This window comes from Micromonospora sp. Utrum1, assembly GCF_057197805.1.
The window spans coordinates 718,017-740,609 of the sequence record NZ_CM170071.1 but is presented as its reverse complement, the minus strand read 5'-3'; the positions used below and the strand labels follow the sequence as shown (position 1 = coordinate 740,609).

The 22,593-nt window shown below is 73.1% G+C and carries 23 protein-coding genes; 6 read left to right on the top strand and 17 right to left on the bottom strand.

The window, feature by feature from the left end; translation table 11 throughout:
- Window positions 1–13: 13 nt before the first annotated feature.
- From AC0OLQ_RS03670 to AC0OLQ_RS03655, 4 genes are all read right to left on the bottom strand, one after another.
- Window positions 14–1,948 (bottom strand): DUF5941 domain-containing protein, encoded by a 1,935-nt coding sequence (locus AC0OLQ_RS03670; RefSeq protein ID WP_484530187.1) that lies wholly within the window; start codon window positions 1,946–1,948, stop codon window positions 14–16.
- Window positions 1,945–2,688, bottom strand: a complete 744-nt coding sequence (locus AC0OLQ_RS03665; protein ID WP_357332753.1) for an ABC transporter ATP-binding protein — start codon at window positions 2,686–2,688, stop codon at window positions 1,945–1,947. Before AC0OLQ_RS03665 ends, AC0OLQ_RS03670 begins: the two co-directional genes overlap by 4 nt.
- A complete protein-coding gene (locus tag AC0OLQ_RS03660) occupies window positions 2,689–3,516 on the bottom strand; it encodes an ABC transporter permease (RefSeq protein ID WP_484530186.1) in 828 nt (275 codons plus the stop codon).
- A gap of 66 nt (window positions 3,517–3,582) precedes the next feature.
- Window positions 3,583–4,953 (bottom strand): L-serine ammonia-lyase, encoded by a 1,371-nt coding sequence (locus tag AC0OLQ_RS03655; protein WP_357332749.1) that lies wholly within the window; start codon window positions 4,951–4,953, stop codon window positions 3,583–3,585.
- A 345-nt stretch (window positions 4,954–5,298) separates the two neighbouring features.
- Here AC0OLQ_RS03655 and AC0OLQ_RS03650 point away from each other — a divergent pair, with 345 nt between their 5' ends.
- Entirely contained in the window at window positions 5,299–5,508 is a 210-nt protein-coding gene (locus AC0OLQ_RS03650; RefSeq protein ID WP_484530185.1) for a PspC domain-containing protein, read from the top strand.
- 45 nt (window positions 5,509–5,553) lie between these two features.
- Here AC0OLQ_RS03650 and AC0OLQ_RS03645 read toward each other — a convergent pair whose 3' ends face one another.
- From AC0OLQ_RS03645 to pdxH, 7 genes are all read right to left on the bottom strand, one after another.
- Entirely contained in the window at window positions 5,554–6,318 is a 765-nt protein-coding gene (locus tag AC0OLQ_RS03645; RefSeq protein WP_484530184.1) for a DUF4230 domain-containing protein, read from the bottom strand.
- A 100-nt stretch (window positions 6,319–6,418) separates the two neighbouring features.
- Window positions 6,419–7,579, bottom strand: coding sequence for an acyl-CoA dehydrogenase family protein (locus tag AC0OLQ_RS03640; protein WP_484530183.1), 1,161 nt, complete (start codon window positions 7,577–7,579; stop codon window positions 6,419–6,421).
- A gap of 31 nt (window positions 7,580–7,610) precedes the next feature.
- Window positions 7,611–7,916 carry a type II toxin-antitoxin system VapB family antitoxin gene (locus tag AC0OLQ_RS03635; protein ID WP_073839113.1) on the bottom strand — a complete coding sequence of 102 codons (306 nt, stop codon included), beginning with the start codon at window positions 7,914–7,916 and terminating at the stop codon, window positions 7,611–7,613.
- Window positions 7,917–8,046: 130 nt separating this feature from the next.
- The gene (locus tag AC0OLQ_RS03630) at window positions 8,047–8,649 is read right to left on the bottom strand and encodes a nitroreductase family protein (protein WP_484530182.1); all 603 of its coding nucleotides are present in this window, start codon (window positions 8,647–8,649) and stop codon (window positions 8,047–8,049) included.
- 2 nt (window positions 8,650–8,651) lie between these two features.
- Complete coding sequence (locus AC0OLQ_RS03625) at window positions 8,652–9,581, bottom strand: aldose 1-epimerase family protein (protein WP_484530181.1); 930 nt, start codon at window positions 9,579–9,581, stop codon at window positions 8,652–8,654.
- 106 nt (window positions 9,582–9,687) lie between these two features.
- On the bottom strand, window positions 9,688–10,983 hold the full coding sequence (locus AC0OLQ_RS03620; protein WP_484530180.1) for an MFS transporter: 1,296 nt from the start codon (window positions 10,981–10,983) through the stop codon (window positions 9,688–9,690).
- Window positions 10,980–11,606 carry a pyridoxamine 5'-phosphate oxidase gene (pdxH, locus tag AC0OLQ_RS03615; RefSeq protein WP_484532262.1) on the bottom strand — a complete coding sequence of 209 codons (627 nt, stop codon included), beginning with the start codon at window positions 11,604–11,606 and terminating at the stop codon, window positions 10,980–10,982. The genes AC0OLQ_RS03620 and pdxH overlap by 4 nt, the downstream gene beginning before the upstream one ends.
- Window positions 11,607–11,879: 273 nt before the next feature.
- Here pdxH and AC0OLQ_RS03610 point away from each other — a divergent pair, with 273 nt between their 5' ends.
- From AC0OLQ_RS03610 to AC0OLQ_RS03595, 4 genes are all read left to right on the top strand, one after another.
- The gene (locus AC0OLQ_RS03610; protein WP_357332734.1) at window positions 11,880–12,986 is read left to right on the top strand and encodes a citrate synthase 2; all 1,107 of its coding nucleotides are present in this window, start codon (window positions 11,880–11,882) and stop codon (window positions 12,984–12,986) included.
- A gap of 240 nt (window positions 12,987–13,226) precedes the next feature.
- Window positions 13,227–14,354: a phosphoserine transaminase gene (serC, locus tag AC0OLQ_RS03605; RefSeq protein ID WP_484530179.1), complete on the top strand. Its 1,128-nt coding sequence runs from the start codon at window positions 13,227–13,229 to the stop codon at window positions 14,352–14,354.
- Between the two features lie 189 nt (window positions 14,355–14,543).
- Window positions 14,544–15,632, top strand: a complete 1,089-nt coding sequence (sepH, locus tag AC0OLQ_RS03600; RefSeq protein WP_484530178.1) for a septation protein SepH — start codon at window positions 14,544–14,546, stop codon at window positions 15,630–15,632.
- Between the two features lie 61 nt (window positions 15,633–15,693).
- The gene (locus AC0OLQ_RS03595) at window positions 15,694–16,680 is read left to right on the top strand and encodes an aldo/keto reductase (RefSeq protein WP_484530177.1); all 987 of its coding nucleotides are present in this window, start codon (window positions 15,694–15,696) and stop codon (window positions 16,678–16,680) included.
- A gap of 128 nt (window positions 16,681–16,808) precedes the next feature.
- Here AC0OLQ_RS03595 and thpR read toward each other — a convergent pair whose 3' ends face one another.
- The 5 genes from thpR to AC0OLQ_RS03570 form a co-directional block, all read right to left on the bottom strand.
- Entirely contained in the window at window positions 16,809–17,387 is a 579-nt protein-coding gene (gene thpR / locus AC0OLQ_RS03590) for an RNA 2',3'-cyclic phosphodiesterase (RefSeq protein ID WP_484530176.1), read from the bottom strand.
- A gap of 3 nt (window positions 17,388–17,390) precedes the next feature.
- The gene (locus tag AC0OLQ_RS03585) at window positions 17,391–17,900 is read right to left on the bottom strand and encodes a hypothetical protein (protein WP_357332724.1); all 510 of its coding nucleotides are present in this window, start codon (window positions 17,898–17,900) and stop codon (window positions 17,391–17,393) included.
- A 119-nt stretch (window positions 17,901–18,019) separates the two neighbouring features.
- Entirely contained in the window at window positions 18,020–19,306 is a 1,287-nt protein-coding gene (locus AC0OLQ_RS03580) for an MFS transporter (protein WP_484530175.1), read from the bottom strand.
- A 76-nt stretch (window positions 19,307–19,382) separates the two neighbouring features.
- Window positions 19,383–19,832: a MarR family winged helix-turn-helix transcriptional regulator gene (locus AC0OLQ_RS03575; protein ID WP_357332720.1), complete on the bottom strand. Its 450-nt coding sequence runs from the start codon at window positions 19,830–19,832 to the stop codon at window positions 19,383–19,385.
- Window positions 19,833–19,896: 64 nt separating this feature from the next.
- Entirely contained in the window at window positions 19,897–21,378 is a 1,482-nt protein-coding gene (locus AC0OLQ_RS03570; protein WP_484530174.1) for an NCS2 family permease, read from the bottom strand.
- An 89-nt stretch (window positions 21,379–21,467) separates the two neighbouring features.
- On the opposite strand from AC0OLQ_RS03570, the gene AC0OLQ_RS03565 reads away from it, so the two are divergent.
- Window positions 21,468–21,728, top strand: coding sequence for a DUF2530 domain-containing protein (locus tag AC0OLQ_RS03565; protein WP_357332716.1), 261 nt, complete (start codon window positions 21,468–21,470; stop codon window positions 21,726–21,728).
- A gap of 4 nt (window positions 21,729–21,732) precedes the next feature.
- Here AC0OLQ_RS03565 and AC0OLQ_RS03560 read toward each other — a convergent pair whose 3' ends face one another.
- Window positions 21,733–22,572, bottom strand: coding sequence for a DUF3027 domain-containing protein (locus AC0OLQ_RS03560; protein ID WP_357332714.1), 840 nt, complete (start codon window positions 22,570–22,572; stop codon window positions 21,733–21,735).
- Window positions 22,573–22,593 lie beyond the last annotated feature (21 nt).

The following is a 22,593-nucleotide window of genomic DNA, read 5'->3' as shown; positions in this document are numbered from 1 at the left end:
GGCCGGCCCTCCGTCAGCCCGGCGAGCGGCCACCCCCGCCCACCGGCACCGGCGCCCGTCGGGCGCGGGCGGGCAGGACCACCCAGGCAAGGACCACGCTCGCGACAAAAACCACGAGAAGGTACGTACCGAGTGTAGCCAGAGCGATGCTCGCAATTCCGGCTATTGACCCGATGGTCAGCAGCACCGAACGCCCCTCCCAGCCGAGCGTGGCGGCGTGCAGCGGCGGGGCCGCCTGCCGCTTCTCCAGCCGGGCGGTCAGGTCGTAGTGGTGCAGGGTCAGCACGAAGACGTACCCGAAGATCAGCCACGGGGACACCCGCCCGGCCACCCCGACGGCGATGGCGAAGAGGTACTCCCCGGCCCGCAGCGCCGCCGGGACCAGCCAGTCCAGCGGCCCGTCGTGCGCCGCCCGCGCGCCCTGCGCCCCGCCCAGCAGGACCACCAGCCCGAACGTCACCGCCCAGGCGGGCAACCCGTGACCGGCGTGGACCGCCAGCAGCGCCCACAGCAGGAGCCCCGCCGCGCCGAGCGCGCCGGCCACCGCCAGCGCCAGCGGTGCGCGCACCACCGGCATGGTCCGGGTCAGCGGCCCGTCGTCGCGGTGCAGGCCGGTGTCGACCGTGGTCAGCACCGGCACCCGCATCCACCGCGCCCGCAGGGTGCGCAGCGCCCCGGTGTAGGCGAACGCCAGCACTCCCCACACCAGCACCGCGCAGAGCGCCACCAGCGGCCCGAACAGCGCGGCGGCCACCGCCATGAGTGCCCACCGCTCGCCGATCGGGAACACCACGGTCCGCTTCAGCCAGTACGACACCGAGCCGGTGTCCGCCTGCACCTTGGTCGAGGCGGCGTTCAGCTTCCCGCCGAGGCCGCCCGCGTCTCCGGTCGCCGCGCGGGGGCGCCGGGCCGCCTCGTCGTGCAGCACGCCGTACCAGGTGTCGGTCATGTGGCGCACGGTCTGCAGGGTCATCGCGGCGATCGCCAGCGCCCAGCCGTAGCGGAAGCCGGCGTGCGTGGCGCCGTAGCCGAGACCGGCGTAGACCAGGTATTCCTTGGCCCGGTCGGCCATCGTGTCCAGCCAGCCGCCCCAGGCGCTGAAGTGCCGGGTGTAGCGAGCCAACTGGCCGTCCACGCAGTCCAGCACGAAGCCCAGGTAGAGCAGGATCCCGCCGGCCACCAGCGCGGGCCGCCCGCCGACGCCGAAGAGCACCGCCGCGGCCACCGCGAAGGCCACCGAGATCATGGTGACCCCGCTCGGGCCCAGGCCGATCCGGGCGGCGGCCTTCGCCACGTGCGGGGACCAGGTGCTGACGAAGAACGTGGTGAAGAAGTCGTCCCGCTCCTTCACCGACAGCCTCAGCTCGGCCCTGTCCTCGTCGACCGCGGCCACGGCAGCCTGCGCCGCGGCCAGTTCCGCCGGGTCGCCGACCCGGTGCGCCACGAGCAGGCGTACCCGGTGGGCGAAGGTCAGCGTGCCGCAACCGGCCAGGTCGGCGAAGAGCCGGTCGATCCCGCCCCCGGCCGCGGTCCGGGCGGCGGCGGCCAGCGCCGGCAGGTCGGCCACGCCGACCCGCAGCGCGCCGCCGAACACCCCGGTCGCGCCCGCCGGGTCGTCCACGGCGACCACCTGTCCGCGCTCCTCGCGAACCGTCACCTGCCCGGCGGCCGGCGGATCGGTGAGCACCAGGGCCGCCGTCGGCCCCACCGGGCTGGTCGCCAGGTGCTTGAGTACGGCGGTGTGCGCCACCAGGTCGGCCCCGCTGACCAGCACCGGCCCGGTGGCGGCGGCCACCAGGTCGGCCAGCTCGGACGGGTCGGCGACCACCCGCACCTCGTCCGCCCCGGCCCGCCGCCACTGCCCGGCGAGCCGGTCGGCCAGCCGCTCCCCGGCCTCGGTGGTCAGGCCCGCCGCCGGCCCGGCGGCGAGCACGATCGCGAGCGTCACCGCTGCGTCGCGCTGGTGTAGGCGTGCAGCGCCTCGTCGATCGTGCCGTCGACGGTCAGCCGCCCCGCGTCGAGGTAGAGCCCCCGACGACAGAACCGGGTGAGGTCCTTTTCGTTGTGTGACACCAGCACCAGCGTGCGCCCTTCCGCGAGGAGTCGCTCGATGGTCGCATAGCACTTCGCGCGGAACTCGGCGTCCCCGACCGCGGTCACCTCGTCCACCAGCAGCACGGGGTGCGGCAGGTGCGCGATCACCGCGAAACCCAGCCGGACCTTCATCCCCGACGAGTAGTGCCGGACCGAGGTGTCGATGGCCCGTTCCACCTGCTCACCCGCGAACGAGACGATCTCGTCGAAGTGCCGCCGCAGGTACGCCGTCGACAGCCCGTGCAGCCCACCCACCAGGTAGAGGTTCTCCCGGCCGGTCAGGTCGCCGGAGAACCCGGCCGAGAGTTCCAGCAGCGGGGCCACCCGGCCGTGGACCCGGATCGAACCCTCGTCGGGGATCAGCACCCCGGCGATCAGCCGCAGCAGAGTGCTCTTGCCGGTGCCGTTGCGCCCGACCACACCGACCGTCTCGCCCGGCTCGATCCGGAACGACACGTCCCGCAGCGGCCAGAACCGGCCGGCGTCCGGGTCCCGGGCGCCCCGGTGGATGAGCAGTTCCCGCAGCCGGAGCTGGCGGCGGCGGTTGCGGACGAACCGGATGCCGAGCCCGTCCGCCTCGATGATCGCCGCCATTTACAGTTCCTTGAGCACGGCGGGTTCGAGGCGGCGGAACGACCACCAGCCGACCGCGAACACGAGCAGGCTGCCCGCCACGGTGACGGTGAGCAGCCGGGCGTCGGGGAACTCGTCCGGATACCAGATCGCGTGGTGCAACTGGAAGATCCCGACCAGCGGATTCAGCTCGTACGCGATCTTGAGCCAGCCCGGCATGCCCGAGTCGCGGACCAGGTTCAGCGGATAGATGATCGGGGTGGCGTAGAAGAGCAGCCGGATGATCAGCCGCATGATGCGCTCGATGTCGCGCATCAGCACGTTGCCCGCCGACAGCAGCAGCGCCAGCCCCACCAGCAGGACGAACTGCACCGCCACGGCCAGCGGCAGCGCGAGCAGGGTCCAGCCGGGGTGGATCCGGCCGTGGCCGGCGTAGAGGGCCGCGATGGCGACCAGGATGGGCAGGCCGGCGGCGTACTCGGCGAACCGGCCGGTGACCCGGCCGATCGGGAAGACCTGCCGGGGCAGGTTCATCGTGGTGATCAGCCGGGACTGCCCGGTCAGGGCGTTGGTCGCCTCGGTCAGCGCCGAACTGGCCCACATCCAGGCGAAGATCCCGGTGATCAGGAAGAGCGGGTACGACCCGGCCGCCTCGCCGAGGTGCCGTCGGGTGGCGCCGGAGTAGAGCACGCCGAAGACGAACCAGTAGATCAGGCCCATGCCGAGCGGCTCGATGAGCGACCAGAAATAGCCCAGCACGGACTGCTGGTACTTCACCGCGAGATCGCGCCGGACCAGGATGCGCAGCGAGGTGCGGGCGGACCAGAGCGCGGCGACGCCGGACGTCACCGTCCCATCCTCGCCCCGACCGCCCCGGCCGGGCGCGTACGGACGCGCCGCCTCACCCCTTCGGGTTCAGCACTCGATGACGTTGACGGCGAGGCCGCCCCGCGCGGTCTCCTTGTACTTGATCTTCATGTCGGCGCCGGTCTCGCGCATGGTCTTGATGACCTTGTCCAGGGAGACGGCGTGCACCCCGTCGCCGCGCAGCGCCAGCCGGGCCGCGGTGATCGCCTTGATGCTGGCCACCGCGTTCCGCTCGATGCACGGGATCTGCACCAGGCCGCCGACCGGGTCGCAGGTGAGCCCGAGGTTGTGCTCCATGCCGATCTCGGCCGCGTTCTCCACCTGCTCGGGCGTGCCGCCCAGCGCCTCGGCCAGCCCGGCCGCCGCCATCGAGCAGGCCGAGCCGACCTCACCCTGGCAGCCCACCTCGGCCCCGGAGATCGAGGCGTTCTCCTTGAACAGCACCCCGATCGCGCCGGCCGTGAGGAGGAACCGGATCACGCCCTCCTCGGAGGCGCCCGGCACGAACCGGGTGTAGTAGTGCAGCACGGCCGGGATGATCCCGGCGGCGCCGTTGGTCGGCGCGGTGACCACCCGGCCGCCGGCCGCATTCTCCTCGTTGACCGCGAGCGCGAAGAGGGTGACCCAGTCCATGGCGTGCAGCGGGTCGGAGGCGCCGGCCTCCGCCTCCAGGCTGCGGCGCAGCTCGGCGGCCCGGCGGCGTACCTTCAGCCCGCCCGGCAGCACGCCGTCGTGGGCGCAGCCGTTCTCGACGCACTCCCGCATGACGCGCCAGATCTCCAGCAGCCCGGCCCGTACGTCCGCCTCGCTGCGCCAGGACAGCTCGTTGGCGAGCATCACCTCGCTGATCGACAGCCCGGTGTCGGTGGTGACCTTGAGCAGCTCCGCCCCGGTGAGGAACGGGTGGCGGACCCGCGTGCTGTCCGGCTTGATCCGGTCCGCCCCGGCGGCCGCCTCGTCGACCACGAACCCGCCGCCGACCGAGTAGTAGGTGCGCGCCCGGACCTGCTCCCCGGCCGCGTCGAAGGCCGCGAAGGTCATCCCGTTCGGGTGGTACGGCAGGGAGCGGCGGCGGTGCAGCACCAGGTCCCGGTCCGGGTCGAAGTCGATCTCCTGGCTGCCGAGCAGGCTGAGCCGCCGCTCCGCGCGGATCCGCTCCACCCGCGGCCCGACCGAGTCGGTGTCGACCGTCTCCGGGGCCTCCCCCTCCAGCCCGAGCAGCACGGCCCGGTCGCTGCCGTGCCCGTGGCCGGTGGCGCCCAGCGAGCCGAACAGCTCGGCCTGCACCCGCACGACGTCGGCCAGCTGCCCGTCGGCCTTGAGCCCCGCCACGAACGTACGGGCGGCCCGCATCGGTCCCACGGTGTGCGAGCTGGACGGCCCGATGCCGACGCTGAAGAGGTCGAAAACACTGATCATGGCTGCACTTCCTCGCCGTCGTCCCCGTTGTGCGGGTCCGGCCCGGTGTGTGCCGCTCCTCGGTCCGGGGGGCGGCGGGCGGCACCCGGGGTGTGGGCGCCCGACCGGCGAGCCTACCCGCCCCCGTCGCCCCCTGCCTGCGAGCCGGCCACCCCCAGCCTCGCCCGCCCCGCGTCTCCCCGCCGTCACCACCCGGCCCACGGGCTGCGTCGGGGCGGGTCCGCCGGGGTAAGCACCTACGGGTGCCCGGGTCGCCGATCCTCCTCGGGGCCGAGGGCGGGGTGGGCAGCCGTTCCTACCGTGGAACTCAGCGCGGCGGATCGCCGCAGAAGTGGGAGTACGACGATGAGTCGCAAACTGGTCCGGCCCCGCCAGGGGCGCATGCTCGCCGGCGTCTGCGCCGGCCTGGCCCAGCGGTTCGGCATGTCGGCCGGAATGGTCCGGCTGCTGTTCCTGCTGTCGCTGCTGCTGCCCGGCACCCAGGTGATCGTCTACCTGATCCTCTGGGTCCTGATTCCGAACGAGGACCGCTACCTCGCCTCCAACCGCCACTGACCCGCGCCGCCCGCCCCGGGACCACCGGGGCGGGCGCCGGCGGCGTCAGGACGCCGTGTAGGTGACGGTCACCTTCTCGTAGCCGAGGGAGCGGAGCAGCCCCTCCAGCATCTTGCGGGTGTTCTCCTCGGCCCGGGCGGTGAGGCCGCTGTCCCGGGCCGCCGCGGTGATCCGGTCCTCGGCGAGCTGGTAGACCTGCTGCTGCCGGTTGGGGTCGCCGCCGACCAGGTCGTTCAGCCGGTTGATCAGGCCGCGCTGCTCGGCGAAGACGTAGCTCTTGTCCATGTCCAGGTCGGTCTCGCCGAGCTGCGGCGCGGGCAGCTTGATCTCGACGGACTTGCCGTCGTCGGACACCACCACCGCCCCGTCGGCGATCTTGGCGAAGTCGACGTACGCCTCGATCCGGCCCGCCCCGACGAAGAGGGTGCGCTCGTTGAGCAGGAAGTCCGGCACGTTGCGCCGGTCCTTCTGCACGTCGACGACCACCTGGAAGTTGCCCTCGGCGGCCACGTAGCGGCTCAGATCGCGGATCGACTTGAGCAGCGGCGGCTGGCTCCGGTCGGTCTGCTCCTTGGCGAACGGATTGCGGAAGTCCGGCAGCAGGCCGGTCGCCTGCACGCCGAGCAGCACCACCACGGCCAGCGCGGCCGCGCCGAGCACCCAGAGCAGGCCGCGGGCCGGGGCACCGGGCGACGCCGGGCCACCGCGCCCGGGCTCCGCCGGGACGTCCGCGCGGGCCCGGAGAGACTCGCCGGTCGGGTATTCCGGGAACTCCCTGGTGGGCTGGTTGATGTCACCGTCGCGGGCCATCGCCCCTCACCGTCCTCGTCAGACACATCGACTGAGAATGACGGTACGGCCACCGTGCGACAGTCGCTCGCCGAGCGACCCGATCGGGTGAATCCGCAGCTCAGGCGAAGGCGGAGAGCCCGGTCAGCCGCTGCCCGATGACCAGCTGGTGGATCTCCGAGGTGCCCTCGTAGGTGAGCACGCTCTCCAGGTTGTTGGCGTGCCGCATCACCGGGTACTCGCCGGAGACGCCGTTCGCGCCGAGGATGGTCCGGCACTCGCGGGCGATGGCGATGGCCTCCCGGACGTTGTTCAGCTTGCCCACGCTGACCTGATCCGGGCGCAGCTTCCCGGCGTCGGCGAGCCGGCCCAGGTGCAGGGCCAGCAGCAGCCCCTTGTTCCACTCGACCGCCATGTCGGCGAGCTTGGCCTGGGTGAGCTGGAAGCCAGCCAGCGGCCGACCGAACTGGGTCCGCGTGGTCGCGTAGTCCAGCGCGGTCTCCAGGCAGTCCCGGGCCGCGCCGAGCGCGCCCCAGACGATGCCGTACCGGGCCTCGGTGAGGCAGCTCAGCGGCGCCTTGAGCCCGATCGCCTCGGGCAGCCGGGCGTCCGCCGGCAGCCGCACGTCGTCGAGGGCGATCTCACCGGTCAGCGACGCGCGCAGCGACATCTTGTGCCGGATCTCCCGCGCCGTCACCCCGGCCGTGTCCATGGGTACGGCGAAGCCGCGCACCCCCTCGTCGGTGCGCGCCCAGATCACCCCGACGTCGGCGATCGGCGCATTGGTGATCCACAGCTTGCTGCCGCTGAGGATCCAGTCGTCGCCGTCGCGGCGGGCGCGGGTGGCCATCGAGGCCGGGTCGGAGCCGTGGTCCGGCTCGGTCAGCCCGAAGCAGCCGATCGCCTCGCCGGCCGCCATGGCGGGCAGCCAGCGCTGCTTCTGCTCCTCGCTGCCGTAGCGCCAGATGGCGTACATGGCCAGCGAGCCCTGCACCGAGACCAGCGAGCGGATGCCGGAGTCGCCGGCCTCCAGCTCCAGGCAGGCCAGCCCGTACGCGACGGCCGACGCGCCGGCGCAGCCGTAGCCGGTGAGGTGCATGCCGAGCAGACCGAGCTTGCCGAACTCGCGGGCCAGCTCGCGCGCCGGGACGTGGCCGTCCTCGTACCAGCCGGCGACGTGGGGGCGTACCCGGTCGTCGATGAGCTGGCGCACGACGGCGCGGATCTGCCGCTCCTCCTCGCCCAGCGACGCGTCGATGTCCAGCAGGTCGAGAGGGGTCATGGCGTCACCTTAACGAAGACTCAGGGGCGCGTCACTCGGGCTGACCGCTGAGCACCAGCACCCGGGCGTGGATCTGGTTGCGCTGCTGGAGCGCCGCGCGCAGCGCCCGGTGGAGGCCGTCCTCGAGATAGAGGCCGCCGTTCCACTGCACCACGTGCGGGAAGAGGTCTCCGTAGAAGGTGGAGTCCTCGGCGAGGAGCTTGTCGAGCGCCAGCTCCCGCTTGGTGGTGATGAGCTGGTCCAGCCGCAGCGGACGCGGCGGGATCTCGGCCCACTGCTTGAGCGTGAGGTTGTGCTCCGGGTAGGGACGCCCGTCCCGGACCGCCCTGAAGATCACGGCACGCTCCCCTCCCCCCGGCCGGGCTGATGATGTCGGTGCCAGCCTAGCCGCACCCGCCACACTGCGTTTTACTCCCTCATGTCGGTTTCGCTACCGCCGATACCCAGGCCGGACGCGCTGAACGCCCCTAATTCCAGCGGCCGCGCCGGACCACCTCGTCCACCGGCCGGCGGCCGCGCCGCAGCGACGGCGACCGGTGGTCGGGTGCCCGGTAACCTACCGTGATCGCACCGATCGGGTGGTACTCCGCCGGCACGCCGAACGCCTCCCGGTACGCCCCGATCCGCTGCGGCGGGATGCCGAAGAAGCAGGCGCCCAGCCCCTCGTCCACCGCCGTGAGCAGCATCAGCAGGGCGGCGAAGCCGGTGTCGACGTACCAGTAGGGCACCGGCCAGCGGTCCTCGGAGCGGTCCGCCCAGCCCTTGTCCGGCTCGGCGTAACGGTCCAGGTAGGCGGCGCGGTTGGCGTGCGGCACCACGATCAGCGGGGCCTTCCGCATCCCGGCCAGCCAGCGGTCCCGGCCGCCGCCGCCCGGGGTGGCCGCCGCCCAGAACCGCTCCCGGTCGGCCGGCTCCTCCAGCACCAGGAAGCCCCAGCCCTGGGCGAACCCGGCCGACGGGGCCCGGACGGCGTGGTCGAGCAGCCGGTCCACCACGTCGGGCGGGACCGGGCGGTCCGGGTCGTAGTTGCGGACCATCCGGCGACGGCGGACGACCTCGACGAACTCCATGCTCACGCCCCGGGCCGGATGCCCCAGGCGCCCCGCCAGGTCTCCCCGGGGGCCAGCGTGATCAGGTCCCGGCCGGAGCGGAACGCGTCCGCCGGACAGGTCATCGGCTCGATCGCCACCGAGCGGCGGTGCCGCTCCCCGGTGAGGGTGTCGCCGGTGAAGACCTGCCACCAGCCGAACTCGCCGTCGGCCCAGACGTGCACCGCGGCCGAGCCGTCCGGGGCGGCCAGGGTCACCGACGAGCCGCCGTCGGCGTCCCGGACCACGTCGCCGAAGGCCAGGTCGAGCACCGCGTCACCGATCGGGCGGGGCTCGGTGTAGTCGTACTCGGTGCCGGCCACCTCGGTCGCGGCCACCGGCAGCAGCCGGCTGTCCAGCAGCACCCGGGTGCGCCCCGGCACCCGCAGCGACAACTCGTCGACGCCGACCTTGGGCAGTTGCAGGTAGGGGTGCACGGAGAAGCCGAACGGCGCCGGCTCGCCGGACAGGTTGGTCACCTCGTGCTCGGCGCGCAGCCCGTCGGCCCCGACGCTCCACCGGCTCCGCAGCCGCAGCGCCCACGGGTAGCCCGGGCTGGGCGGCAGCTCGTAGCCGAGCGTCACGCTCTCCGGCGACTGCTCGACCAGTTGCCACCGCACCCAGTTGACCAGGCCGTGGATGGCGTTGTGCCGGGCCGGCTCGGTCAGGTCGAGCTGCAACGAGCGGTCACCGAACGTGTACGCGCCGTCCCGGATCCGATTCGGCCAGGGGGCCAGCACGTGACCGGCCGAACCGGGCGCCAGCTCCTCCGCCTCGTACCCGTCGAGGTAGTCGACCCCGTCGTGCCGGTAGGTCCGCAGGCCACCGCCGACCTCGACCACGACGGCCTCGTGGCCGCCGGCGGCAATGGTCCACTGTGTCCCGGACGGTGACGGGCGCGCGTCGGTCTCCATGCCGGCGACCTTAGTCCGTCGCCCCCACCCGGCGCGGAGCCCGCCCGGCGGCGTCCCAGCGTGCGGCCGGTCCGGCCCGGGGCGGCGCTCCGCCGCGGGCCGTCGCTCAGTCCCGCTCTCCGGCCCCGGCGGCCCGGTAGCGGAGCAGGGCCGGGAAGACCGCCACCAGCAGCACCGCGAGCACGGCCGAGGCGAGACCGCCGCCCACCATGGCGATGGTCGTGCCGGACGCGGCGGCCATCGCGCCCGCCCGCAGGTCACCCAGGCGCGGGCCGCCGGCGACCACCACCGTGTTGACGCCCTGGAGCCGACCGCGCATCCGGTCCGGCGCGTAGATCAGCAGCATCGACTGGCGCAGGGTCGCGCTCACCAGGTCGGCGGCGCCGGCCAGGCCGAGCAGCGCCACCACCAGCCAGAGCTGGCGGGCCAGCCCGGCCGCGGCGATCGCCACGCCCCAGCCGACCACGGCCACCACCAGCACGACCCCCTGCCGGCGCACCCGGCCGATCCAGCCGGAGGTGAGGCCGCCCAGCATCGCGCCGATGGCGATGGCGCTGTAGAGCCAGCCGACCGCCGCCCCGCCACCGAACCGCTCGTGCGCCAGCTCGGGGAAGAGCGCCCGGGGCATGGCCAGGATCATCGCGATCAGGTCGATGGCGAAGGAGAGCAGCAGCACCGGCGTGGTGGCCAGGTAGCGGAGCCCGTCGACGATGCTGGCCAGCCCCGCCCGGCGCGGCGTGCCGTCGCTGTCCGGGTCCGCCTCGGGCGGCATGGCCGGCAGCCGCAGGGTGGCCCAGAGCGACACGGTGAACAGCAGCGCGTCCACCCCGTACGCGATCGGCAGCCCCACGTCGACGCGCCAGCTGGCGAAGATCAGGCCGGCGGCCAGCGGGCCGAAGACCGAGGTCGCGGTGAACGTGGTGAAGTTCAGCGTGCTGGCCGCCGGGACCAGCTCGGCCGGCACCAGCCGGGGCAGGATCGCGCTGCGGGTCGGCGAGGTGATCGCGAACGCGATCGCCTGCACCGCGACGAGGGCCAATAGCAGCACCGGGCTGCCCACCCGCAGCACCGACTGGACCAGCAGCGCCAGGGTCGACGCCCAGAGCAGAGCACCGCCGGCCAGCAGCACCCGCCGCCGGTCCCGGGCGTCGGCGACCGCACCGCCCCAGAGCCCGAAGACCAGCAGCGGCAGGAAGCCGGCGATGCCGAGCAGGCCGACCCAGAACGAGCCGCCGGTCAGGTCGAACATCTCCACCGGCACCGCCACGGCGGTGAACTGGAAGCCGAACATCGCCACGGCGTTGCCCAGCCACACCCGGCGGTACGCGGGCACGCCCAGCGGGCGCAGGTCGATCGCCCAGCGGCGGGCTCCCCGCGGCCGGGCCTCCTTCACCCCCGTCACGGCGCCAGCCGCTCGATCACCCAGGCGCCCCCGGTACGCCGGAACCGCAGCCGGTCGTGCAGCCGGCTGGCCCGGCCCTGCCAGAACTCCACCGTCTCCGGCCGCACCCGGAACCCGCCCCAGTGCGGTGGCGCGGGGATCTCGTCCACGTCGGCGAAGCGCTCCGCCGCCGCCCGGTACGCCGCGTCCAGCGCCGCCCGGTCCGCGACCACCCGGGACTGGCTGCTGGCCCAGGCGCCGAGCTGGGAGCCGCGCGGCCGGGCCGCGAAGTACGCCTCGGTCTCGGCCCGGTCGACCCGCGCCACCCGTCCGGTGACCGTCACCTGCCGCTGCATCGGGAACCAGGGGAAGACCAGGCTGGCCCACGGGTTGGCGGTCGCCTCGCCGCCCTTGCGGGAGTCGTAGTTGGTGTAGAACACGAAGCCGTCCGGGTCGTACCCCTTGAGCAGCACCGTGCGGCCGCTCGGCCGGCCCTCGGCGTCGGCGGTGCCGACCACCATGGCGTTCGGTTCGGGTAGCGGATGCGCCACCGCGTCGGCGAACCAGCGGGCGAACTGGGTGTGCCAGTCCGGCGCGAGATCCGATTCGGAAAGGCCCAGGTCGGCGGCGTACTCGTTACGCATCCCGGCCGGGGCAGGTGTGTCGCCCGTCACTCTCGTCGTCCCTCTCCCGGGGATGCCGGCGTCCCCCGACGCTGGCCAGGCCCCACCACCCAGTCTTCTCCAGCCCGTGAGCTTGTCCACCGGCGGGGATGTCATGTGGCGCACAGTCGCCGCGGGTCGCGAATCCGGTTACCGACCAGGCAAGATGTTCCGAACACATCCCTGAGGGTCGCCTAAGCCGCGGGCCCGATGAGCCCGCGCGGCCACCACCACCGCCGGAAGCCAGGAGACGACATGGCCGACTTCAAACCGGGCCTGGAGGGCGTCGTAGCCTTCGAGACCGAGATCGCCGAACCGGACCGCGAGGGTGGTGCGCTGCGCTACCGCGGCGTCGACATCGAGGATCTGATCGGTCAGGTCTCCTTCGGCAACGTCTGGGCGCTGCTGGTCGACGGGCGCTTCGGCCCGGGCCTGCCCCCGGCCGAGCCGTTCCCGGTGCCGGTGCACTCCGGCGACATCCGCGTCGACGTGCAGTCGGCGGTCGCCATGCTCGCCCCGTACTGGGGGCTCAGCCAGCTGCTCGACATCTCCGACGAGCAGGCCCGCGAGGACCTGGCCCGGGTGTCGGTCACCGCGCTCTCCTTCGTCGCCCAGTCCGCCCGCGGCCTCGGCCTGCCGGCGGTGCCGCAGAAGGAGATCGACAAGGCGGAGACCATCGTCGAGCGGTTCATGAAGCGCTGGCGGGGTGAGCCCGACCCGCGGCACGTCAAGGCCGTCGACGCCTACTTCATCTCGGCCGCCGAGCACGGCCTGAACGCCTCCACCTTCACCGCCCGGATCGTCGCCTCCACCGGCGCCGACGCCGCCGCCTGCATCTCCTCCGGCATCGGCGCGCTCTCCGGCCCGCTGCACGGCGGCGCCCCGTCCCGGGTGCTCAGCATGCTGGAGGCCGTCGAGCGCAGCGGCGACGCCGAGGGCTACGTCAAGGGCGTCCTCGACCGGGGCGAGCGGCTGATGGGCTTCGGCCACCGGGTCTACCGGGCCGAGGACCCGCGCGCCCGGGTGCTCCGCCGCACCGCCAAGGAGCTGGGCGCGCCGCGCTTCGAGATCGCCGAGGCGCTGGAGAAGGCCGCCCTGGCCGAGCTCCAGGCCCGCCGCCCGGACCGGGTGCTCGCCACCAACGTCGAGTTCTGGTCGGCCGTGGTGCTGGACTTCGCCGAGGTGCCGGCGCACATGTTCACCTCGATGTTCACCTGTGCCCGGATGGGCGGTTGGTCCGCGCATATCCTGGAGCAGAAGAGGCTCCAGCGGCTGGTCCGCCCGTCGGCCCGCTACGTCGGCCACGCCCCGCGCAAGCCGCAGCAGGTCGAGGGCTGGGACGCCATCCCGCACGGCGTCTGATCCTCCCCGTACCCCTCACCAGGGCCCGGTCCGCGACGGACCGGGCCCTGGTGCGTTGTGGCGCATCCCTCACCCCCGGGAGTGGGACCAGCCATCGGGGCGGCCGGCGCGGGTGCGAGGATGAAGGCCGGCAGTGCCGCCGGACCGGGCTCGGACCCGGCCCCGCCGCGCCCGCGCGTGGCCGCCGTCGCTCCGCGCCCGCTGAAGGGCCCTCCCCCATGCGGAAGGATCGAGAGAACCGTGGCTGACGCACCGACCATCCGGATTCCCGACGACATCAGGCCCGCCGACGGTCGCTTCGGCTGCGGCCCGTCCAAGGTCCGTCCCGCGGCGGTCTCCGCACTCGCCGACGTCGCCACCAGCTACCTGGGCACCTCGCACCGGCAGAAGACGGTCCGCGACCAGGTCGCCCGGCTGCGCCGGGGCATCGCCGAGTTCTTCTCCCTCCCCGAGGGCTACGAGGTGGTGCTCGGCAACGGCGGCACCACCGCCTTCTGGGAGGTCGCCACCTTCGGCCTGGTTCGCGACCGGGCCCAGTTCGCCAGCTTCGGCGAGTTCGGCGCCAAGTTCGCCAAGTCGGTCAAGGACGCGCCGTTCCTCGGCGAGCCGACCGTGCGCAAGTCCGAGGCCGGCAGCGCGCCGACCCTGGTCGCCGAGGCGGGCGTGGACGTCTACGCCACCCCGCACAACGAGACCTCCACCGGCGTGGCCGTGCCGATCAGCCGGGTGCCGGGCGCCGACGAGGGCTCGCTGCTGCTGGTCGACGCCACCTCCGGCGCCGGCGGCCTGGAGGTCAACGTCGGCGAGACCGACGTCTACTACTTCGCCCCGCAGAAGTGCTTCGGCTCCGACGGCGGCCTCTGGCTGGCCCTCATGTCGCCGGCCGCGCTCGCCCGGGCCACCGAGATCAAGGAGTCGGGCCGCTACATCCCGGCCTTCCTCGACCTGGTCACCGCGATCGACAACTCGCGGCTGGAGCAGACCTACAACACGCCCGCGCTGGCCACCATCTTCCTGGCCGCCGAGCAGACCGACTGGATGAACTCGCAGGGTGGGCTGGCCTGGGCGGCCAAGCGCACCGCCGAGAGCGCCGGCATCGTCTACGGCTGGGCCGAGCGCTCGGCGTTCGCCACCCCGTACGTGACCGACCCGGCGCTGCGCTCCAACGTGGTCGCCACCATCGACTTCGCCGACGGGGTGGACGCCTCGGCGATCGCCAAGGCGCTGCGCGCCAACGGCATCGTGGACACCGAGCCCTACCGGAAGCTGGGCCGCAACCAGCTCCGCGTCGCGCTCTTCCCGGCGGTCGAGCCGGCCGACGTGGAGGCGCTCACGGCGTCCATCGACTACGTGGTCGAGCGACTCTGATCGACTGGTGACGGTGGGTGGTCGTCGGCGCTCCGGCGACCACCCACCGTGATCATCGCCGCAGCTCAGTCACGACATGCCGGGTGTCGCTTCCCCCACCTACGGGTAGATGAGCGTACGGTGGTCCGAGGACGCCCGGGTGGCCGGCTCGTGGCGTGACGGCCAGCGAAGCGGGACGGAGGCAAGCCCATGCGCCCAGTACGCTTCGTCGCCCTCTCAGAGGACGGCCAGGCTCTGGTGCTCGCCGACGAGGTCGGGCGCCTGCTCGCCCTGCCCATCGACGAGCGCATCGCCTCGGCGCTGCACGCCGAGCCGGGCGCGACTCCGCTCGCGGTGGTGCCGAGCGCCGCCGATCCCACGCCGTCGCTCTCCCCGCGCGACATCCAGGCCCGGATCCGCTCCGGCGAGTCCGCCGAGGACGTCGCCCGGATCGCCGGCGTCCCGGTCGACCGCGTGCTGCGCTACGCCGGCCCGGTGCTCCAGGAGCGGGCCATGCTCGCCCAGCACGCCCGGCGCACCCGCCTCAAGGGCGCCGAGAAGCCGACCCCGCTGGCCGAGGTGGTCAACGGCCGGCTCGCCCAGCACGGGATCGACACCGAGAAGATCTCCTGGGACGCCTACCGCCGCGACGACGGCACCTGGCGGATCATCGCCACCTGGCCGTCCGGCAAGGCCACCGCGCAGGCGGTCTGGGATCTCGACAAGCTTCGGCAGAACGTCACCCCGCACGACGACATGGCGCAATACCTCTGCGCCGAGCGGCCCACGCCGATCCTCGGCCAGGAGCCGGCGCCGGAGCGGGGCGGCCACGCGCTGCCCGGCCCGTCGCGCGGTGAGCCCAGCCGGGGTGGGCACGGCCTGCCGTCGCCCGCCGAGCACGCCCGTCCGGGTCGGGACCCGATCCGCGCCGGCCGGGACGCGCTGCTCGCCTCGCTGGACCGGCCGCTCGGCGGCACGTCCGGTCGCGGTCTCGACACCCGCTCCCCGGCCGCCCTGGCCGGGCCCGACGCGCCTCGCCAGCGGGCGGTCGCCGGGGGCGCGGCCGCGCTGCTCGGCGGCGGCCAGGGCTCCGCGTTCGACGACGACTCGGACGCGCCGAAGGAGATCCCGGCCGTGCCGTCGCTGGCCGTGCTCCGGCCGCGGCGCACCGGTGCCGCGGGGGCTACCGGCGGCACCGGCAACGAGTCCACCGAGGCCGGTGGCAAGCCGCGCAAGCGCCTGCCGAGCTGGGACGACGTCCTCTTCGGCACCGGCCCGGCGGCCCGCGAGTCCTCCTGACCCCACGGCCACCCTGGCATGCGACGAGGCACTCTAAGTGCCCGCGTGCCAGGGTGGACCCATGGAGTACACGAACCTGGGACGCACCGGTCTATCGGTGAGCCGGCTCTGCCTCGGCACCATGAACTTCGGCCCGCAGACCGACGAGCCGGACAGCTTCGCCATCATGGACCGGGCTCTGGAACACGGGATCAACTTCTTCGACACCGCGAACGTCTACGGCTGGAAGACCGGCGAGGGCGTCACCGAGCAGATCATCGGCCGCTGGTTCGCCCAGGGCGGCGGGCGGCGGGACAAGGTCGTCCTGGCCACCAAGGTCTACGGCAAGATGGGCGAGTGGCCCAACGAGCAGGGCCTGAGCGCCCGGCACATCATCCGGGCCTGCGAGGACTCGCTGCGCCGGCTGCAGACCGACACCATCGACCTCTACCAGATGCACCACATCTCCCGGACCACGCCGTGGGAGGAGATCTGGCAGGCCATGGAGACCCTGGTCGCCCAGGGCAAGGTCCTCTACGTCGGCTCGTCCAACTTCGCCGGCTGGCACATCGCCCAGGCGCAGGCCGCGGCGGGCCGCCGCAACTTCCTCGGCCTCGTCTCCGAGCAGTGCATCTACAACCTGATGACCCGGCACGTCGAGCTGGAGGTGGTCCCGGCCGCGCAGCACTACGGGCTGGGCATCATCCCCTGGTCACCGCTGCACGGCGGGCTGCTCTCCGGGGTCATCCGCAAGATGGCCGAGGGCGGCGCGGCCCGCGGCGCCACCGGCCGGTCGGCCGACGCGCTGGCCGAGCACCGGCAGACCATCGAGGCGTACGAGAAGCTCTGCGCCGACCTCGGCCACGACCCGGCCGACGTGGCGCTGGCCTGGCTGCTCTCCCGCCCGGGCGTGACCGCCCCGATCGTCGGCCCCCGCACCATGGACCAGCTCGACCGCAACCTGGGCGCCCTGACCGTCCACCTGGACGAGCAGACCCTGGAAAAGCTGGACGAGCTCTTCCCGCCCGTCGGCAACGGCGGCCCCGGCCCGGAAGCCTGGGCCTGGTAACCCGCCCCCACCCCCGCCCCTCCTCCCCGCGCGTCGATCTTGCAGTTCGTGCCCCTTGATCCGGGCTGATTGAGCCTTTTGCCCGGGCAGGAAGTGCAAGATCGCGCGGGGAGGGGCGGGGATCCCGGTCAGACGGGCCAGGCGGCCAGGCGGTCGTAGGTGGGGCGGGGGCCGGGGTGGCTGCGGACCAGGACCAACTCGTCGGCGCTCCACTCCGGGCCCAGGTAGTCGTGCAGGGTCTCCCGGTCGGCGAGCACGTCGGCGCGGTCGATCCGGTCGCCGGGGCGGGCGATGGTCAGGTGCGCCCGGAACGGCTTCTCGTCGTGCGGCAGCCGGGCCCGGCGCAGCCCGGACCGGATCAGCCGGGAGAGCACGACCAGCGCGTCGACCTCGCCCTGTACGTCCACCCAGAGAACGGTGAACCGGCCGCGCCCGAAGCTGCCCCCGCCGCCGAGCCGCAGCCGCGGCGAGCTGCCCCGGGCGTCGCGGAAGGTCTGCGCGGCCAGGCCGAGCGCGCTCTCCACGTCGACCAGCCGGTCATCCGGAGTGTCGCCGAGGAAGGCCAGGGTGAGGTGGGCGTTGGCCGGGTCGGCCAGCCGGACGTTGGTGCCGGCGGCGGAGGCGGCCGCGGTCCGCAGCCGCGCCACCTGGGCGCCCAGGTCGTCGACCGCCGGCTTCGGCGGGTAGACCGCGACGAAGAGCCGCACCGGTCAGCGGTGCCGCTGGTGGTGGCCGGGGCGGGCGGCGGGCAGGGTGAGCCCGGCGGCGTGCAGGAGGCCCTCGACGCGTACCCGTTCGATCTCCCGGTCGACGCCCTCCAGCTCGGTCAGATGCTCGGCGATGCCCAGCGCCCGGCAGGCGGCCCGCAGCCGCTCGTCGTACGCGTCGATGACCGCGCCGTGCCACACCACCGAGCGGTCGGCGGCGGCGAGCCGGTGGCCGCCGAGGCGGCGCAGGTCGATGGCGAGCTGTTCGAGTGGGCGGCGGCCTTCCCGGTCGAGCTCGGTGAGGTCGATGTCCCGGGTGAGCGACTCGGCCTCGATGGCCCGGTCGAGCCGGGCGATGGTGCGGCGCTCCCGGCGCTGCTCGCGCCACTCGGCCCACCCGCAGGCCACCCGGTCGAGGATCTCGTCGGCACAGAAGACCAGCGCGAAGAGGGCCGGCAGGCAGCAGACGGCGAGGATCGCCAGCATCAGCAGTAGTCCCCGCCCCACTCCCACATATCGACGCTAAGCCCCGTCGTCCCCGCCCGCCACCCGTTTGGCGACATCCGGACGCGAATGAATGAGGAAGGACCGGTCCCCTCGGTCGGGAACCGGTCCTTCGGGCGGTCGACGGATCACTCCGCCCCGGGCGACACCACGTAGAAGCGCGGCATGGGCAGCACCCGCATCCGCAGCCGGGCGCCGGAGCGGCGCAGCTGCCAGGTGAGCGCCAGCAGCGCGGCGGCCAGGGAGATCAGGCCGCCGGTCCAGATGCTCGCGCCGGCCCCGAAGGTCTCGGCCACCCAGCCGATGATCGGCGCGCCGACCGGGTTGGTGCCGAGGAAGACGAGCACCCACAGGGCCATCACCCGGCCCCGGAAGGCCGCGTCGACGCCGAGCTGGACCCGCTGGTTGGCGGCCTGGGCGAAGAAGACCATGAAGAACCCGGTGGGCAGCAGCAGCGCCACCACCAGCCAGTACGACCCGGCGAGCCCGACCAGCGTGCCGAAGCTGGCGCAGCCGACCGCCGCGCCGAGCACCAGCCACACGGAGGGGCGGCTGCGCCGCCCGGTGCCGGACAGGGCGCCGGCCAGCGCGCCGACCGCCAGCGCGGTGGTGAACAGGCCGAACGAGGCGGCGCCGGTGTTGAACACCGTCTTGGCCAGGGCGGCGAGGGTGAGCTGGAAGTTGAACAGGCTCATCCCGATCACCGACATCAGCGCCATCGGCAGCAGGATGTCGGGGCGGCGCGCGACGTACCGGAGGCCGTCGACCACCTTGGCCTGGTCGCGCTGGCCGGCCGGCGGCAGGTCCTTGCGGTACAGCTCGGCGGTGCGCATCCGGACCACGTTGACCAGCGGGGCGATCGAGCTGAACGCGGTGATCAGGAAGACCGGGCCGACGTCGAAGGCGGCGATGGCCAGTCCGGCGACGGCCGGGCCGAGGATCCGGGCCGAGTTGAAGGTGGCCGCGTTGAGCGAGAGCGCGTTCGGCAGCAGCGGCATGCCGACCAGCTCGGAGACGAACGCCTGCCGCACCGGTGTCTCCACCGCGTTGAACACCCCGAGCAGGAGGGCGAACGCGAAGACGTGCCAGAGCTGCACCAGCCCGGTGACCACCAGCAGGCTCATCGCCAGCGCCAGCACGGTCCAGAAGATGTTGGCGATGAAGAGCAGCATCCGCTTGTCGTAGCGGTCGGCGAGGCGGCCGGAGATCAGGGTCAGCAGCAGGACGGGGGTGAACTGGAGCGCGGTGACCACGCCGAGCGCGGTCGCGGAGTTGCCGGTGAGGTCGAGGACGAGCCAGTCCTGGGCGATGTACATCATCCAGACGCCGATCAATTTGATCAGCTGCCCGGTGGCGAAGAGCCGGTAGTTGCGGACTCGTAGGGACTGGAACATCGTGCTCAACTTGGCCTGCACTCTAGGTGCGCCTCCTCGCGATCATGTACGCCTCATCCACAACGGACGAAGCGGACCGCGGGACGCGGGGACCGGCTCAGGCGCGAGCGATGCCCTGGAGGATCTCGGCGGCACGCTGCAGCGTGTCGCGTTCCTCCTCGGTGAGCGCGGCCAGTCGGCTGGCCAGCCACTCGTTGCGGGCCCGCTCGAACTGGTCGAGCACGGCCCGTCCCCCCTCGGTAGCCGCCAGGATGACCTGCCGTCCGTCGGTCGGGTGGGGGGTGCGCTGCACGAGGCCGCGCTCCTCCAACTTCGCGACGATCTTCGTCATCGTTGGCGGCTGTACCCGCTCGGTGTCGGCCAGCTCCCGGGGTGTCAGGGCGCCCGCCAGCTTGAGGCTGGTGAGCGCCGAGAGCTGGGTGACCGTGAGGTCGCCGACCGGGCGGGCCTGTCGGACCCGCCGGTTGAGTCGGGTGATCGCATCACGCAGCTGAGGGGCCAGCTGCGCCGGTGGCACGCGTTTCGCCGTCACCGTCCGCTCCGTCACAGTAGTTAGCTTAACTAATGAGCCTGGCTAACGACATGCGATATGACCAGGCTCACCAGCGAATTCACAGCAGCACGGACTCGATCGGCCCGCGCAGGAAGTAAAGGGTGAACAGGGCGGCCACCCCGTACAGCAGGGGGTGCACCTCGCGGGCCCTGCCCTTCGCCAGCTTGAGCAGCACGTAGCTGATCACGCCGGCGCCGATGCCGTTCGAGATCGAGTAGGTGAAGGGCATCAGCACGATGGTGAGGAACGCCGGGATGGCGATCTCGTAGTCGGTCCAGTCGATGGTGCGGACCGCGGTCATCATCAGGAAGCCGACCACCACGAGCGCCGTCGACGCTGCCTCGAAGGGCACCACCACCGCCAGCGGCGCCAGGAACATGGCCAGTAGGAACAGGCCGCCGGTGACCAGGTTGGCCACGCCGGTCCGGGCGCCCTCCGCGACCCCGGCCGCGCTTTCGATGTACGACGTGTTGCTCGACACCGAGGCCGCGCCACCCGCGGCGGCGGCGATCGAGTCGACCAGCAGGATCTCCCGCGCCCGCGGCGGGGTGCCCCGCTCGTCGAGCATGTCGCCCTCCTGGCCGATGGCGACCATCGTGCCCATGGTGTCGAAGAAGTCCGTGATGAGCAGGGTGAACACGAACATCAGCGGAACCAGCCAGCCGACCCGGGTCCACGAGTCCAGGACGTTGAAGTTGCCGAGCAGGGAGAGGTCGGGAACGTCCACCACCTTCTCCGGCAGTTCCGGCACGTTCAGCGCCCAGCCCTTGGGGTTCGGCTTCCCGTTGACGAAGGACGGCCCGATGTTGCCGACCGCCTCCACCACGATCGCCAGCACGGTGGACGTCAGGATGCCGATCAGGATGGCGCCGCGCACCCGGCGTACCACCAGCACCAGGGTGAGCAGCAGGCCCACCACGAAGACCAGCAGGGGCCAGCTCACGATCTTGCCGCTGATGCCCAGCCCGACCGGCACGGTGGTGTTCGCCACGTCCGGCACCCGCCGGACGAAGCCGGCGTCGACCAGGCCGATGATCGTCAGGAAGAGGCCGATGCCCACGCCGATCGCCGTCTTGAGCTGGGTCGGGACCGAGCGGAACACCGCGGTACGCAGCCCGGTGAGCACGAGGATGCCGATCAGCACACCCTCGATCACCACCAGGCCCATGGCGTCCGCCCAGCTCATCTGCGGCGCGATCTCGAACGCGACCAGCGCGTTCACGCCCAGCCCGGCAGCCAGCGCGATGGGGAACCGGGCCACCACGCCCATCAGGATGGTCATCAGGCCGGCGACCAGCGCGGTGGCCGCCGCCAGCGCCGGGATGGCGAGCTTTCGCCCGTCGCCGTCGACCGCGCTGCCCAGGATCAGCGGGTTCAACACCACGATGTACGCCATCGTGAAGAACGTGGCCAGCCCGCCCCGGACCTCCCGGCCCGGCGTGGAACGGCGGGCGGAGATCTCGAAGAAGCGGTCGAAGCCGTTGCGCGGGTGCGCGGGATCGGGTGGGGTGCCGTGGTCCGGCGGCGGCGCTATGGCCATCGGGTCCTCACATATTGATCGACCGGTTGTCGCGCGCATCGTCCCAGATCACTCACGGGCAGGGAAGAACGATCGCGTACGCTGGGCGCGTGCCACAGGAGCAACCGCCGCGGCCCGAGCCGCTCGACCCGCCGATGGTGCCGATCGCCGTCGCCGGACTGATCGCCTGGGCGGTGGCCGGGCTGGTGCTGCTGCTCTTCTTCCGCGACTGGCTCACCACGCACGGGCACGAGAACTGGCTCTGGACCTGCCTCGCCGGTTTCCTGTGGGGCTTTCCCGGCCTGGCCGTGATGATGCGGCACGACGCCAACCGGCGGCGCCGCCGGGCGGCCACCGCCCGTCAGAGCTGACCCGTCAGGGGTGGCCGTACGGCTCCGCCGGCTCGGCCGCCTCCACCGAGCCCGGGGCCCGGCTCACCGACACGGCCTCGACCGCACTGTCGTCGTAGACCGTGGGCAGCTCGTCGACCGGGCTCTCGGCCGCCTCGATCAGCGTCTCCGAGTGGGCGCCGCAGCCGTGGTCGGCGCTGACCACCCGGCCGTCGTCGGGGGCGTAGAAGTTGCCGCAGGCGCCGAAGGACTGCCGTAGCGCGCCGGCGAGCGGCAGGTAGAAGCCGCAGGTGCCGCAGCGGGCGGCGGCCGGCGCGGCCACCGAGATCGCGGCGTCGGGCCCGTGGTCGCCGTCGTACCAGCGCTGGGCGGCGTCGGTCCGGCCCTCCCGGGACAGCACCCGGGCCCGGCCGAGGCCCAGCTCCCAGGCGGTCTCCTCCACGGCCGGGTCGTCGGAGAGCAGGTAGCCGGGTGCGAGCCGCTCGTCGTCCGGCGGGGTGGGAAGCAGGTCACCGGGGCCCAGGTCACCCGGCTTGAGCCGCTCCTGCCAGGGCAGCCAGCCCGGCGCCAGCAGCGCGTCGGAGCCCGGCAGCAGCACCGTCTCGCAGATGGTGACCGTGCGGCTGCGCGGCACCCGGGTCACCGTGACGGCCCAGCGCCAGCCCCGGTAGCCGGCGAGGCGGCACTCGAAGTAGTGGGTGACGAGCCGGTCGCCCTCGGCGACGGCCTGGAGGTGATCACCGACGTCGGCGGGGTCCACCTCGGTGATGGCGTTGCGGGCCACCTCGACGGCGGCGGCACACACCTGGTCGAGCCGGGGAGCGCGGGCGGAGGCGGGCCTGGTCACCCGACCATTGTTCCCCATGCCGGCGGTCGAGTGACAGCC

Bases quoted from the DNA above. Each gene is read 5' to 3' on its own strand.
- AC0OLQ_RS03595 (WP_484530177.1), top strand. From the start codon at position 15,694: ATGGAGTACACGAACCTGGGACGCACCGGTCTATCGGTGAGCCGGCTC.
- sepH (WP_484530178.1), top strand. From the start codon at position 14,544: ATGCGCCCAGTACGCTTCGTCGCCCTCTCAGAGGACGGCCAGGCTCTG.
- AC0OLQ_RS03610 (WP_357332734.1), top strand. From the start codon at position 11,880: ATGGCCGACTTCAAACCGGGCCTGGAGGGCGTCGTAGCCTTCGAGACC.
- AC0OLQ_RS03640 (WP_484530183.1), bottom strand. From the start codon at position 7,579: ATGACCCCTCTCGACCTGCTGGACATCGACGCGTCGCTGGGCGAGGAG.
- AC0OLQ_RS03560 (WP_357332714.1), bottom strand. From the start codon at position 22,572: ATGGGGAACAATGGTCGGGTGACCAGGCCCGCCTCCGCCCGCGCTCCC.
- AC0OLQ_RS03570 (WP_484530174.1), bottom strand. From the start codon at position 21,378: ATGGCCATAGCGCCGCCGCCGGACCACGGCACCCCACCCGATCCCGCG.
- AC0OLQ_RS03645 (WP_484530184.1), bottom strand. From the start codon at position 6,318: ATGGCCCGCGACGGTGACATCAACCAGCCCACCAGGGAGTTCCCGGAA.
- AC0OLQ_RS03625 (WP_484530181.1), bottom strand. From the start codon at position 9,581: ATGGAGACCGACGCGCGCCCGTCACCGTCCGGGACACAGTGGACCATT.
- AC0OLQ_RS03665 (WP_357332753.1), bottom strand. From the start codon at position 2,688: ATGGCGGCGATCATCGAGGCGGACGGGCTCGGCATCCGGTTCGTCCGC.
- AC0OLQ_RS03630 (WP_484530182.1), bottom strand. From the start codon at position 8,649: ATGGAGTTCGTCGAGGTCGTCCGCCGTCGCCGGATGGTCCGCAACTAC.
- pdxH (WP_484532262.1), bottom strand. From the start codon at position 11,606: ATGCGTAACGAGTACGCCGCCGACCTGGGCCTTTCCGAATCGGATCTC.
- AC0OLQ_RS03655 (WP_357332749.1), bottom strand. From the start codon at position 4,953: ATGATCAGTGTTTTCGACCTCTTCAGCGTCGGCATCGGGCCGTCCAGC.
- AC0OLQ_RS03650 (WP_484530185.1), top strand. From the start codon at position 5,299: ATGAGTCGCAAACTGGTCCGGCCCCGCCAGGGGCGCATGCTCGCCGGC.